Source organism: Fortiea sp. LEGE XX443 (assembly GCF_015206815.1).
Classification (GTDB): domain Bacteria; phylum Cyanobacteriota; class Cyanobacteriia; order Cyanobacteriales; family Nostocaceae; genus Nostoc_B.
Genome location: NZ_JADEXZ010000018.1, coordinates 16,281 through 30,141, shown reverse-complemented (window position 1 = coordinate 30,141; position 13,861 = coordinate 16,281). Strand labels below are relative to the sequence as shown.

Here is a 13,861-nt window from a genome sequence, read left to right as displayed (position 1 = left end):
TGAAGCTTGGAGTAAGCAGGTTACGAGTGGATTGTACAGCTAATTAAGCATTGTTAAGAACAGTACTTGGTGGCTATCTTTTGAGGAGGTTCTTCACTAGATTCTAAATTATTGGATTCCTGTGGATGCCCAAAGGTTTCACCAAGTCTTTGCCGAATAGTATCATAACGTTGTTGAACAACAAACAATTGCTCACGTAACTCTTCTTCCTTAAGCTGTAATAAATCCATAGATTGAGTAGGGCAATTGTCAAGTTCTTGGACTATGTGATTCACAGCCTCTGACTCTTTTACTCTTCCTATAAAAGCAGCAACTAGGGATGCTACTCTCTGCAAGAATTCTTGGCAGCCAGGATGAAAATCATATTCGTACCCGGTATATAAAGAAATTGCTCCCACTACTTCTGCTTTATAGATAAGCGGAAAACAGCCAAAAGATTTGAATTCGTTAAGTCTTATCCAATCCTGATTTTTGAACTCTTTTATATTTTGATTATTTATTCCTTGAATTATGACATATTTTTTTATACTCATGACATTTCCCACTAATCCATCTTCATTACTTCTAGGTTCATCTAATCTTTTGTTCCAGATAATTCTCTCAACACCTGCTTTATCCACCACCTCAAGGAAACCCTTCTTATTTTTTACTCGTAGTATACATACTTCAAAAGCTGTATTCTCTGAAATTAGACGTTGAACAACACTTCTATATGCTTCTTTTATATCAGAATCATTATTACAAGAGCCTACTAAAGAATCTGACAAATCTCCAAGCAGTTTTACCTGAATTTTTTTTCGTAAATTTGATATTGCAGAAGCAACTGATAAGCCTATTGTAGATAACCAATGAATTTCTTCTTGAGAAAAACCAGAATCTGTAATAGGTTGTTTTCTGAGTGGATCAAATTTATTAATAACCTCAAGTACTCCAAAAGTTTTGTGTTCACCATCTAAAGGAACAGCAATAGCAGAATAAATACCTCCAAGTTTTTCTGAATACTTCTCTTTGCTTTTAGTATCTAGCAGTATTTCACTCAGATCATTCGCTGAGTAAGGTTTCCCAAAACTATCTTCACTAGGAATAGCCGCTTTACCTGTGAAACTTTCACCAGGTTTATAAGCTTCATCTTCAAACCATTTCTCATCAATTTCATAGCTATTTGCATCAACACCTAATATTTTCTGACGATGTAAGTATCCATCCTTTGAAAATAAAAAAATAGCCGCAGTTTGAGAATTGAGCCTCTCGCGTACAAGTTGAAGAGCTTTTTCAATAACATGATCCTTATCATCTAAACGCTTTAAGCTATTTCTGACTTTTTGTAAATCTTTTAGCAATTTATTTGGATATTTCAGACACTCATCTAGTGATTTCCTGAAAAGATTATCTCTAATTTGTTCAAATTTTTGAGCTACTATTTGCTCCAGCGCTTTTCCTGATTTGATTTTTTGATTTGAATTTTGCAATGTGATCTGATATATTTTTTCATTATTCCTATTAGCTCGTGCTAAGAAATCTGAGAGAATTTTTTTGTACTGGGAAATATTACCCTCTAGAGGAGAGAAATTAACCACCCTTATACTCCTACTTTCCCTAATATTGTCCTGGTCGTACCATACAATTAATTGATACATTTCATCGCTACTTTCAATAATTGCATATTCTGTAGTAGGTAGATTGGAATCTAAATACTTAACATTCAATATATTGGAAACATCTCTAATAGAAAATTCTTGTGCATAGGGCATATATATATCTTTTGTTGTTACAAATACCTTGTAATAAGAGGCGTGTCTTAGTAGAAAATGGTAGCTATTTTCAAAATCTCTCTCATTTGAAAAAACAAAAAGTCTCTCACTTTCAGGATTAGCAGTTTTTGCAACTTCATCTCCTTCATCACTTGCCCAAAAAGATTCTACTCCATCAACAATTGCCACTGCTTTTACGCGAACTTGGTACTTTTGCTGCAAAGCAGCAAGATGGCGCGGATATAACTCTAATGGCATCTTGTAAACTAAGCCATTGGAAACCAAAAATTCAATCCGTCGCTCTATATTAGTAATATCGTTAATGATAACTTGCTGGAATATTTTGTTTGTTTGATAAAAATCATTATTTTTTAATATTGGCTGTAAGGTTTTTAAGATAATTCCATCTGTTGAAAGTTCAGTTTGATAGAAATCATCTAATTCTTCTTCAAGTATTTTTTTAAACCAGTTAGAAGTAGAAAGTTTGTAGTTAATCCAATCCTTTGCTTCTTCTACATCCCCACCGATTATTTCATGCAGTAAATCTATTAAATTATTTTTATCTGTACCATCAATTGAGGGATAGTACATTGGAGCTTTAAAATTAACCTTTTTAATGAAGCGTAAAACCCTAAAATTCTGGAGTTTTCCATAAAATAAGCCTATAAGGAAATTGACCCATGTGTATTCAAAGCATTCCTTGGGCAAGCACAGAATACCAAAGTCTATATTTGAAATAAGCTGTTCAGTGTCTGAAAGCCAAGCTGGGTTTAAACTTTCATCAATATCTAAAATGAAGGTTTCAATCTGTGGATGCTTAAAAATGACATCTCGAATTTGTTCAGCTTGGTGCTTACTATTACTACCAGCCCAAGCAATTAGGACTTTTCGCTTACCTTGCTTGGCTTGAAGGCGATCTAAGAGAATATTCTGCAATTTAGATAGTTTTCCAGGACCGGCACCAGGAATTCGGAATTTGGTATAAATTCGAGACATTGTTTTCTGCACTGCATTCTCAGACTGCCTTCCTAAGATTGTCTTAATCTCTGCTGGTAACTTACCGTTTAAAGCTAAAACTAGAACTTCTAGCTCGCTATCAGTTACACCTTCTTTGGCAACTAAGTCTTTAACAGTGTCTTCCGAAATTTGAGTCATCTGTGAACCTGCTAACTTACAAAAGCCTCACTTATTTGCACCTCACGATAAGATAGCATTTTTATGCCACTCTTCATAAAAAAACATGTGTTTTTTAAATGCTTCTTTTATATGAGGCTTTTACTTGACGAAATTTAAAAGACTATGTTATATGAATAACATAGTCTTTTAAGTGAGGCTTTTAGCGACAGAAGCAGCTAACCACTTCAACTGTCTGCTTTATCTTTGGGTGTCTGCCAATATACTGGCAAAGTATATTGGCAGACACCCGACTTCATAATCACCAAATTAAGGATCTGGAGGGGAAAGTGAGTCCACTAAGCAATCGCTATTATAAGTATTTTGTTTATTTGACTTTGTTCGGTACTTTTTTAGCTGTGCTGACAAAGTATGATGGAATTATTACTGTACACGTCACACCTTTAAGTTTACGAGTAGAAGTGAATCGTTTTACTTCTTCTGCTGGATGTTTTGTTGATCCGCAGATACCAGAAAATCGTTTACCTGAGCAGAAAGTGGCTGAATATAGTAGGATTTCACAAGTCCATGATGAATTGATAGACCAACAAGCATGACTTGAAGTAAACAGATGATGTGATGAACTTGTAAAATACCCTTGTTAGTTGATTTCACTATCGCCTCTAACAAGTAAAGAAAGCCTCTTCCTCTTGGGATTATTATAGTCTATTGGTGAATATAGACCCATCAAAAACCCAGTCTGGATGACTGGGTTTTTGAGTGAGAGAGCGATCGCAATTTAACTTCCTCGAAGTCTGTGTCAGCCTATTAAAAGGGAACAGGGGAAAGATAAGCGTTAACAGTTGAAGACCCCATAATAAAAAAACTGTGTAAGGTAAAATACCTACCCATCCCAATTTGGTATATTATGCGAACGATCGCCGAAATTAACGAGAAAATCAGCCGCCAGCGTGCAGTCGTTTTGACAGTTGAAGAAGTAAAAGCACGAGTCGCAGAAGTCGGCGTGAGCAAAGTGGCAAAAGAAGTTGATGTGATTACCACTGGCACATTTGAGCCAATGGAATCCAGCGGTGCGATTATTAATTTGGGACACACTGATCCCCCAATCAAAATTCGCCGTTGTTGGATAGATGGTGTACCCGCATATACAGGTTTTGGGGCTGTAGATTTATACCTGGGTGCTAGTTGTGCTGTTGATACAATGGACGGAGAAGAAGTCCGGGAACGTGGTGGTGGTCACGTTATTGAAGATTTGATTGCAGGTAAACAAGTACACGTCAGGGCGCAGGGACAAGTCACAGATTGTTACCCACGGGCAACATTTGAAACTACAATTACCCGTGACACCATAAATCAGTTTTATTTATTCAATCCCCGCAACCTTTATCAAAATTTTATCGTGGGTGTGAATGGTGGCGATCGCCCACTGTTTACCTATCTCGGTTCCTTACAACCCCATTTAGGAAACGCAGTCTACTCTAACCCAGGGGCAATTTCTCCTCTGTTCAACGACCCCGATTTGCAACTAGTGGGTATTGGAACGCGGATTTTCTTAGGCGGCGGTATCGGCTACATAGCTTGGGAAGGTACACAACACTTCCCCTTACAAAAGCGGTTAGCCAATCGTACACCCATCGGCCCATCTGCAACCTTAGCCTTAATTGGGGATGCCAAGCAAATGGCAGAGCGATGGGTGCGTGGTTGTTACTTCAAAAGTTATGGGGCTTCGTTGATGTTGGGTGTTGGTGTACCATTCCCCGTATTAAACGAAGTTGTAGTTGAACGCTGTGCAGTGCAAGACAAAGATTTAGTAGCACCAATCGTCGATTTTTCTATTCCCAGGCGCGTGCGTCCTACCTTTGGTTTGGTGAGTTACGCCCAACTCAAATCTGGGCGACTCACCATTGAAAATAAAACTGTGCGAACTGCACCTTTAGCCAGTATGTTTTTATCTCGGCAAGTTGCCATAGAGTTAAAACAATGGATTGCAGCTGGCACTTTTACTCTGACAGAACCAGTCGCCCCAATTCCAATGGAGCGATCGTTTTTACCCCAAGACCGTTGGACAGATTTTTAAACCAACGTGCTGAGTAGAAAAAAACTACTCAGCACTCAGCACTCACTACTCAGCACTACTCTTGCGTTGGTTTTTGTCGCTTAATCGGCTTAGGAGCAGGCGTAGAGGTTTTTGGTAGGGGTTTTGACACCGCAGAAGCTTCGCCACCGCCTATTTTCTTGATTGGCCGTGGGCTTGGGCTTTGGCTGTCTCCATTGCGTCTGGGAGGGAATGGCCGGCGACCACCGCCACCACCACCACGAAACCCACCACCACCGCCTCCTCTTAGGGGTGGTCTGCGTTTTTTGGGCAAATCTGCGATCGCTTCAGCCGTTTCTATAGCTAATAAATCGCCATCTCGTTTTACTTGGAAGTCCCAAAATTTGCCCACAGCTTTGGTGGTCAGGACACCTTTGAGTTTTAGCTTAAAATACTTGGGTTTTTCATCTTGTTTGCGAGGAGCCTGCTTAATTTTGACAACTAAGTTCTTGTCATCGAAAGACTGGTAAACTACCTCGCCGCGCACAGAAAAACCACCATCGGGAATATCTGATGAGGGTTTAATGTCGCTTTTAGTTGCTTCAGAGTTCTCAGTTACAGCAGCATCGGCTGTTGGCAATTCACTAGCCGCCGAATCTTGTGTTTGCTGTTTAGCTAGATTTTCTGGTTCCCATACACCAACGATTTGGATGTGTAAGGCATCGTTTTCTTGTTTAGTCCGGGGATAAACTACCCACAGATGATTTTTTTCTAAATCAAGGTGGTTCTTGACTAAGCTCATAATTCGACCGAGCAGAACGGCTTGGAGTTCCACCCCATCAGCAGTCAGGAGCGTACCTTGAGTAAACTGTTCACTAGTTGCAATGTAGCGACCTCGGACTAAGCCGATGGCTCTGTACTGCATTGGTTCACTGGGCGGTGGAATCGGTTGCTGTCGATTGGCTAAGTTCCCATCACTGGTGGTCTCGCTAGGGTCAACAGTTGAATTTTCCGATTCAGAGACTGGGGCTGCTAGTGTTGGTACATTAGCGGTCGTCTCAATATTGGTTTCAGGTTGATTGGACTCAGGCAAATTAGAAGATTCAGGCGAAGGCATCAGGTCGGAATTCATAAAAACTCCTTGCGGCGGAGACACATCCCATTGTGGGATTTTACTAAGCAGATGGAAAGAGCGTTTGTGCGGCTGATGTAAAGTATATTTGTTTTCTACAAAGCCACACGAGAGCGCCCAATACAATTTTAAAAACGCTAAATTTACATTTATACTCTAAATGTTTAATCTAGCGTCTAGACACCAGTTTCGGAAGCATATCATAGGTACAACTCTGACGGCTCCCCCTAAAGTCATCACTTACTTTAGCAGCGTAAATAGTTATTTGTTATAAAATTCACAGACAATTGGCGGTATTCCGCAAAGTTTTGGAAATTTTTAATTTCCCAATTGTGTCAATAGATAATGTCATTAAAGTTCTGGAGAATTACAAAACTGTGTCTCAATCGCGTAATCGTTGGATAGTTCGGGTCATCTTGGCATTAGCAGTTCTAATGTTTGTGGGTGTATCCGTGGTTCCCATAATTGGCGCATTTAATAACACGACATCTATAAACCAGAATACTGCAAGTCCTCAAGGTAACTTAGCCTCCTCTGACCAAAAATCAAAATTGCAAGACGAGGTACGGGGCTATGAACTGGTTTTACAACGGGAACCTGAAAATCAAACTGCCCTTAAAGGTGTATTACAAGCGCGGCTACAACTTTTAAGTCTGAATCAAGGTGATGTTCAAGGGGTAATTGCCCCTTTAGAAAAACTAGCTAAACTGAATCCCGAAAGGTCGGAGTATGGAGTATTACTAGCACAAGCCAAGCAGCAAATTGGTGATAAAGAAGGAGCCGCCCAAGCTTATCGCACGATTCTCGATACTCAACCTGGAGATTTAAAGGCTTTACAGGGTATGGTGGCGCTGCTGTTAGATCAACAACGCCCGGAAGCAGCTATTGGCTTATTGCAAGACACGTTAACTAATGCTAACCAAGCTAATACCATTCAGCCTGGAAGTGTGAATGTAGTGGCCGTGCAGGTACTACTGGGCAATATTTATGCTGCTCAAAAACGCTATCCTCAAGCTATTACCGTCTATGACCAAGCCATCAAGAAAGATCCCAAGGATTTCCGCCCTGTCCTAGCTAAAGCCATGCTTTTGAAAGAACAGGGGAAAATGACGCAAGCTAAACCTCTGTTTGATAGTGCTGTGGGTTTAGCGCCGACTCAATATAGAGACGAAATTAACAAAGCCGCAACTGCTACCCCAACTCCTGCTCCTGCAAGTAAAAAGTAAAAAGGCAAAAGGTAAAAGAAATTTTCTGTTTTTACTTTTACCTTTTGACTTTTGCCTTAAATCACACGCCTTCTACCGCAGCAAGCACACCAAAAATCAGAAACAAGCATCCACCGATGAAGGTGAGTTGACGTTCGGAAATACGGCCGGCAATGAATTTACCACCGATAACTGCGATCGCAGCACAAATAGCATGTCCTAAAATAGCTCCAATACTCACCCCAATCGGGTTATTGCCAGCGGCTAAAGCAATGGTGGCAATTTGTGTGCGATCGCCCCACTCTGCTACAAATGTTAATAAGAAAGCTTCTGTTATAATTGCCCAAGGCGTTTTTCGCTTTGGTAGTTGCAAGTCTGCTTGTTTGACAGCCGCTTCTGCTTCTTCTACCACATCTGTATTACAAGTAGCAGTAGGCATTTTACTAGCGTCGTACAACAGCTTAATACCGAAGGCAAGAAACAAAGCTATTTCGGCGTAATGAATGTAAATTTTTGGCAGCAAAGATGCAACTTGCCCAAATAGCACCGAAAGGATGGTCATGGCAGCTAAGGCAGCTGTCACCCCAGCAAACACCAACCGCCTCGAATGGTGCATTGCCAAAATCACAGCGATAAAAAATGTTTTATCACCAAGCTCTGAAACGGTAATTAATAATAAACCTGCGGTAAAAGCTGTTATCACTCTCTCAAGCTCCTGAAGAATCCTTACCGATGTGAGCTTGAAGAGAGCCAAAAGACCTCACCAAGCTCACATCTTGTCTGTGAACTTAGTGAAGGTCTCGCTTTCAAATATTTAACATTTGACATCTGAACCAGGTTCATCACCAGTATGTTGATTCAGACGAACTGGCTGGAAACTTTCTGCCAGTAGCTACTCCCCTTCGATTTAATAAAATACTACATCTGTCTTAAGTTAGAGTCAATTATGAAGTCTGAAGTGTGAAATCAGTTAGTTATCTTCTAGTTTTTTTCACTCTAACAAGTTTCTCGGCTGTGTGATGCGATCGCCCCCAACCTTGCTTAAAAGCTGGGGACTCAGCACTGTTTACGCTAACCCAACCAACTTCTCGCTCAAATCCCACAGGCGTTCAGCTTTTTCATCATCTCGTGCTTGAGGAGAAACTCTCTGCACAAAAGATTTACCATCTTTTTTCTGGCGATTTCCCCAACTCCAATAAGCACCAGATTGCTTGTATTCCGGCTCGATAACCACTGCGGCAACTCTTTCTCCTGCCAAATCCTGAGACACATATCCCCCAGTGATGTATTTCTGGAACAAGGGGAAGATTTTCTGGAACAAAGGATAGTGGTTGCGGAATAGGGGCGTTTCTGCCACACATCCCGGATAGAGAGAAGTGAAGCTAATACCAGTTGATTCGTGATAGCGCCGATGCAGTTCCCGCATGGTTAGCACGTTACAAACTTTGCTGTCTTTATAAGCTTTGACAGGTTCAAATTTCTTGCCGTCAATCATCGAAATCGGTGGTTTAAACCCTGCCACAAAGCCTTCCAATTCACCCAAGTCAGGACGCGGCGGAATTTTACCGCCCAGTTCGTCTGGGTTGTGGGTGACAGTTCCCAAAATCACCAGTCGCTTATCCGCAGCCGAGGAATTTTTCAGATCCTCAAGCATGAGGTTGCACAGCAGAAAATGACCAAGGTGATTGGTGGTCATGGTTAACTCGTAACCTTCTGGGCTACGTAACGGCTCTTTGATTAATGGCATATAAATAGCTGCGTTCCCCACCAATGCATCTAAGGATTTGCCACTGGCTCTAAAGTTATTGACAAACTGGCGCACACTATCTAAAGAACCCAGGTCAATGTGCATGATGGTATAGCTGTCCTGGGGTATGCCTACATCTTGGGCAGCTTTTTGTGCCTTTGCCAAATCTCGGCAGGCCATGACAACATGCCATCCTCTTCTAGCAAATGCTTTTGCAGCGTACAAACCCACCCCAGAGGATGCACCTGTGATTACAACCGTTGACTTCCGATCCTGTGCCATTGCTATTCAGACTCTGTTATCGCCTTTTACTATCTCCTGGATCTTACATCACGGGGTTATACAGATTATCTACCAATTTTTGCTTAATACTTGTTAACAAACAATCAGATAAATTTCGGTTTACAGTTAGTTATTATTGCGAAATATTAAGAGCATGAATCTAAATATTCTGCCAGCAATGCTTTTTCAATTTCTATCGTCAAGTTTATAGGCTGTAAAGGTATTGTAATAAAAGGATTCCTGGATAAAACAAACATTTATATATATGACCTCAGTTGATTCTGGCAAGCATACAAAAGCCAAAGCCTTAAAACCCGGTAGTCGTCGTCCTGCCAAAGAACTGTGCAGCGAATGTGGACTATGTGATACATACTATATTCACTATGTCAAGGAAGCCTGCGCTTTTATCAATCAGCAAATAGACACCCTCGAAGCACAAACCCACACTCGTTCTCGCCATCTCGACAACCCCGATGAACTCTACTTTGGTGTGCATCAAGACATGATGGCGGCGCGGAAACAGCAGCCCATCGAAGGCGCACAATGGACAGGCATTGTCAGCACCATTGCCATAGAAATGCTGAATCGCCGCTTAGTAGAAGGTGTTGTCTGTGTCCAAAATACCAAAGAAGACCGCTTCCAACCCATGCCTGTAATTGCCCGTACCCCAGCAGAAATACTAGCAGCGCGGGTAAATAAACCAACACTCTCTCCCAACCTTTCGATTTTGGAACAGGTAGAAAAATCGGGAATGAAGCGACTATTAGTAATTGGTGTTGGTTGTCAAATTCAGGCACTCAGGGCAGTAGAAAAGCAACTGGGATTAGAAAAATTATACGTTTTAGGGACACCTTGCGTAGACAATGTGACCCGCGCCGGACTGCAAAAATTCTTAGAAACCACCAGCCGATCGCCTGACACAGTAGTACACTACGAATTTATGCAAGACTTCCGCATTCACTTCAAGCATGAAGATGGCTCAATCGAGAAAGTACCCTTCTTTGGCTTAAAAACCAATCAACTCAAAGATGTCTTCGCCCCTTCCTGTATGAGTTGCTTCGATTACGTCAACTCCCTAGCAGATTTAGTTGTAGGTTATATGGGCGCACCCTTTGGCTGGCAATGGATTGTAGTGAGAAATGATACAGGTAAACAAATGCTGGACTTAGTAAAAGACCAGATAGACACTCAGCCAGTCATGTCCCAAGGAAACCGCAAAGAAGCTGTACAACAGGGTATTCCTGCTTACGACAAGGCTGTAACATTACCGATGTGGGTGGCAAAACTGATGGCTGTGGTGATTGATAAAATCGGCCCCAAAGGTTTGGAATATGCACGGTTTTCCATTGATTCGCACTTTACAAGAAATTATCTGTATGTGAAGCGGCATCATCAGGAGAAGTTGGAGGCGCATGTACCAGAGTTTGCCAAGCGGATTGTTGGGGAGTATGAGTTACCTGATTAAAGTTTCGCACCAAGACACAGACAGTTGCTAGAGGTTTTTCACTGGGTTGATCTTTTGCTTTCTCGTTTTCTTATCCAATCTCTACAGCCAAAAACCATGCCTTCTTCAACATTTGATCCATCTTTAGCGAGTGCCAGAATTAAAAAGTTTTGGGAACTATCTGCCAGATTTGGGCAGGAGGATAGTTCAAAAAACATTTACTTGAATGAGATTGTCAGCGATCGCTATACTCTGGTCAATGGCCTGCAAATACTCCGAGATGAATTACAGTTTGCCGGTGCTAGTATTTCTGATTTAAAAGCTTGTGGGGCAGATTTGACCTTGCCCAGTGTGGTGACAACCCTGGCATATACTAACTGTGGCGATCGCATTCATCAAGGAGAGTCAACCAGAGTTTATCGTGATGTGATTGCTTCCCGGTTTGCTACCCTATCGGAAATTGGCGAGTTAAAAACAGAGGCGTTTTTCCCTACGGGTGGCGGTACTGATGATGGTGCTACCTTAGCTCATGTCACCATTGCCCACCAATTAGACGAAAATTGGCGCACGCAAATTTATGAAGGGAATTCCCAGTCCTTTATCCTCGCCGCCCTAGATTTAAAAACCCATGTGGGACGTTTAGATTTAGAAGAACAACTAATCTACGGCAAAACCCAAGAATCTCCTTGGCGACAACCCCGTGCAGCCTGTGGGGCAATTGTGGGCGCACTTACCCATTACAATCCACGTAACATCGTACATCAACGCATACGCCATGACCTAGGAGAAGAGAATTATGAGTTTCTCTCTTCCCGTCAGGTTATAGCTGACGATGGGACAGATATTACAATGGCAGTTGCGGCGGCGATCGTTGCCATTCGCGGACTGGAAAAAACAGCTATGGCTTTAAGTAAGGAAATGGACGAGAGAGGCATGGCACATCTCACCGCCACCACCACGGTTAACGTTCCTTTTCGTGATGACCCTGTAATTTATCTAGCCAGAGCTACCGTATTTAATGGCATAATTCGCATTCAAGGTCTGGGAGCAGATGCCAGTAAGTACAACGGTAAGATACTCAATTATTTAGGCGAAAAACAATTGCTGCTAATTTACGATGACCTCGATAACGATAACTTCCCCATCGAAGAAATTCCTTATATAGGTCAGAAATCTGCTCTAATATCACAGAATCACAACTCACATTAAATGTGGCAGTGTAAGAGTTTGACCTTGCTAGAGAGTCTTTATTTGTTGATTATTCACAATATCTGATTTTTTTAGAAAAGGTTGGAATTTTGTTTCCGGAATTCCAAGCAAATAGTAAAAGAACAGTTTATCAGATTTTGCAAAATATTTTAGGGTTTCGACAAACTGAAAAATTTGCCTGCCGCATTTTATTCATTAAAAAGCTTTTGGGAAAGCTGTACCCATCGGTAAATGGCTGTGTAATGATGGGTCATATGGCAATCATATCTAATTTGTTTGTAAAACTTTAGAGACTCAGATCCTCCAAGGCGATCGCATCTAAATATTGATGAGTCTGAATAAGAATGAAATGTACGGCTGTCCTTAAATATGCTCAATGGAATAGTCGGAAAATAAGCCAAAAAGCAGAAGTCAGTTTTTTCTAAGTGTTGCATCAATACATTCAGTAAATATTATTTAAGCGTGAATTCGATGAACCTCTCCCCAACCCCTCTCCGACGCGGAGAGGGGCAGAAATATTACTAGTTTCCAACGGAAAAATCAGAGTTTTAAAGCCTCTAACGCCACTGAGGGAGTCGGCAAAGCCGCCCAACGCAGTGGCTCCTCCTTGCAGAGGAGAGGTTTGGAGAGGGGTTTTTGATCTCCGTCGAACTCACGTTATTTAAGCATGTAATTTTTTTGGGATTTTTATCGACTGGAAACAATTAATGTGATATGGAGCTAATATTAAAGTAGAAGAAAAATATGAACGCAAGGTAAAAATGTTAACCAATGACATTAAGTTTTATTTCAATGTTCAAGGGTTAATCTTCAAAATTCACAAGTACCTCAAAATTAGTTTCTAAATCCAAAAGCAGGAGAGCTAGTTCGGATAAGAGTGTGGGGAGAAGGAAAGAGATATTTTTAGCCTATGTGATGAGTATTAATTTCAAGATATCTCGCCAAAAATAGAAGTCTAATCAACCACCAAACCGTATTGGATAAATTTTTAGCTGAACTAGTAATTTACACCCTTGATCGAATCAGCAAACAAGGGTGAACCCAATGACAAGTTTTCATTGCCAATGTCAGCCATGCGTCCCTCTCCACGGGAGCTTAAAATTATGACGAATAAATTCCGCGATCGCCAAGCAGCTGGCAAAATGTTAGCAAAACGACTAACAGCCTATGCTAACCGTCAAGACTTGTTAGTGTTAGGGTTACCTCGTGGCGGTGTTCCAGTAGCATTTGAAATCGCGAAAAGCCTAAATGCACCACTAGATATATGTTTAGTCAGAAAACTTGGCGTACCTGATCATGAAGAACTGGCGATGGGTGCAATCGCTTCGGGTGGAGTGCGAGTGTTAAATTACGATGTTGTCAATAGTTTGGGTATCGATCGCCAGACAATTGACGAAGTTGCAGCCAAAGAATTGCAGGAATTACAGCGACGCGATCGCGCTTATCGAGGTGATAAACTCCCACCAAAAATCAAAAATCGGACTGTAATTTTAGTAGATGATGGCATCGCCACAGGTTCAACTATAAGTGCTGCTATTGCCATAGTTCAACAACAGCAACCCCAGTACCTGATCGTGGCTGTTCCTGTCGCGCCACCTATAACTTGTGAACAGTTGCAAGCCGAAGTAGACGAAGTAGTTTGTTTAGTCACGCCAGAGCCATTCTATGCGATCGGTCTTTGGTACGAAGACTTTTCCCAAACAACCGACACAGAAGTACGCAACTTATTGGCAAGACAGTCAGTTATGAACACTAATGCAGGGATGGGAGTATAAGCGATCAAACTGCTCATACCATATAGCAGGTGACAGGGAACAGGTGACAGGTGACAGGGTGAAAAGTCTTTTAGTGCATGAGTTTTATCATTGGCCGATGTCCTAACTGTCTTGGCTACTGCTATACCTCCATAAAAATCCTGTTGC

At 41.4% G+C, this 13,861-nt stretch carries 10 protein-coding genes; 6 read left to right on the top strand and 4 right to left on the bottom strand.

Translation table 11 applies throughout. From position 1 onward, the window contains the following. Window positions 1–53: 53 nt before the first annotated feature. Window positions 54–2,906, bottom strand: coding sequence for a GAF domain-containing protein (locus IQ259_RS09555; protein WP_193884023.1), 2,853 nt, complete (start codon window positions 2,904–2,906; stop codon window positions 54–56). A gap of 308 nt (window positions 2,907–3,214) precedes the next feature. On the opposite strand from IQ259_RS09555, the gene IQ259_RS09550 reads away from it, so the two are divergent. Together IQ259_RS09550 and IQ259_RS09545 are read left to right on the top strand one after the other, a co-directional pair. Next, the gene (locus IQ259_RS09550) at window positions 3,215–3,481 is read left to right on the top strand and encodes a hypothetical protein (protein WP_193884021.1); all 267 of its coding nucleotides are present in this window, start codon (window positions 3,215–3,217) and stop codon (window positions 3,479–3,481) included. 311 nt (window positions 3,482–3,792) lie between these two features. Beyond that, window positions 3,793–4,962, top strand: a complete 1,170-nt coding sequence (locus IQ259_RS09545) for a homocysteine biosynthesis protein (protein WP_193884019.1) — start codon at window positions 3,793–3,795, stop codon at window positions 4,960–4,962. 55 nt (window positions 4,963–5,017) lie between these two features. Here IQ259_RS09545 and IQ259_RS09540 read toward each other — a convergent pair whose 3' ends face one another. Then, a complete protein-coding gene (locus IQ259_RS09540; protein ID WP_193884017.1) occupies window positions 5,018–6,052 on the bottom strand; it encodes a hypothetical protein in 1,035 nt (344 codons plus the stop codon). A 377-nt stretch (window positions 6,053–6,429) separates the two neighbouring features. On the opposite strand from IQ259_RS09540, the gene IQ259_RS09535 reads away from it, so the two are divergent. Further along, window positions 6,430–7,278 carry a tetratricopeptide repeat protein gene (locus IQ259_RS09535; RefSeq protein WP_193884015.1) on the top strand — a complete coding sequence of 283 codons (849 nt, stop codon included), beginning with the start codon at window positions 6,430–6,432 and terminating at the stop codon, window positions 7,276–7,278. A gap of 61 nt (window positions 7,279–7,339) precedes the next feature. On the opposite strand, the gene IQ259_RS09530 is transcribed toward IQ259_RS09535, so the two are convergent. Together IQ259_RS09530 and IQ259_RS09525 are read right to left on the bottom strand one after the other, a co-directional pair. Continuing rightward, a complete protein-coding gene (locus IQ259_RS09530) occupies window positions 7,340–7,960 on the bottom strand; it encodes a TMEM165/GDT1 family protein (protein ID WP_193884013.1) in 621 nt (206 codons plus the stop codon). 363 nt (window positions 7,961–8,323) lie between these two features. Then, a complete protein-coding gene (locus IQ259_RS09525) occupies window positions 8,324–9,286 on the bottom strand; it encodes a protochlorophyllide reductase (RefSeq protein ID WP_193884011.1) in 963 nt (320 codons plus the stop codon). Between the two features lie 265 nt (window positions 9,287–9,551). Here IQ259_RS09525 and IQ259_RS09520 point away from each other — a divergent pair, with 265 nt between their 5' ends. The 3 genes from IQ259_RS09520 to IQ259_RS09510 all read left to right on the top strand — a co-directional run bounded on the left by IQ259_RS09520 (window position 9,552) and on the right by IQ259_RS09510 (window position 13,714). Next, entirely contained in the window at window positions 9,552–10,751 is a 1,200-nt protein-coding gene (locus IQ259_RS09520; protein WP_193884009.1) for a Coenzyme F420 hydrogenase/dehydrogenase, beta subunit C-terminal domain, read from the top strand. 96 nt (window positions 10,752–10,847) lie between these two features. After that, a complete protein-coding gene (locus tag IQ259_RS09515; protein ID WP_193884007.1) occupies window positions 10,848–11,939 on the top strand; it encodes a hypothetical protein in 1,092 nt (363 codons plus the stop codon). Window positions 11,940–13,042: 1,103 nt separating this feature from the next. Beyond that, window positions 13,043–13,714, top strand: coding sequence for a phosphoribosyltransferase (locus IQ259_RS09510; RefSeq protein WP_193884005.1), 672 nt, complete (start codon window positions 13,043–13,045; stop codon window positions 13,712–13,714). Window positions 13,715–13,861 lie beyond the last annotated feature (147 nt).

Excerpts from the sequence above, each read along its gene's own strand:
- IQ259_RS09515 (WP_193884007.1), top strand. The coding sequence starts at position 10,848 with ATGCCTTCTTCAACATTTGATCCATCTTTAGCGAGTGCCAGAATTAAA.
- IQ259_RS09510 (WP_193884005.1), top strand. The coding sequence starts at position 13,043 with ATGACGAATAAATTCCGCGATCGCCAAGCAGCTGGCAAAATGTTAGCA.
- IQ259_RS09555 (WP_193884023.1), bottom strand. The coding sequence starts at position 2,906 with ATGACTCAAATTTCGGAAGACACTGTTAAAGACTTAGTTGCCAAAGAA.
- IQ259_RS09540 (WP_193884017.1), bottom strand. The coding sequence starts at position 6,052 with ATGAATTCCGACCTGATGCCTTCGCCTGAATCTTCTAATTTGCCTGAG.
- IQ259_RS09545 (WP_193884019.1), top strand. The coding sequence starts at position 3,793 with ATGCGAACGATCGCCGAAATTAACGAGAAAATCAGCCGCCAGCGTGCA.
- IQ259_RS09525 (WP_193884011.1), bottom strand. The coding sequence starts at position 9,286 with ATGGCACAGGATCGGAAGTCAACGGTTGTAATCACAGGTGCATCCTCT.
- IQ259_RS09520 (WP_193884009.1), top strand. The coding sequence starts at position 9,552 with ATGACCTCAGTTGATTCTGGCAAGCATACAAAAGCCAAAGCCTTAAAA.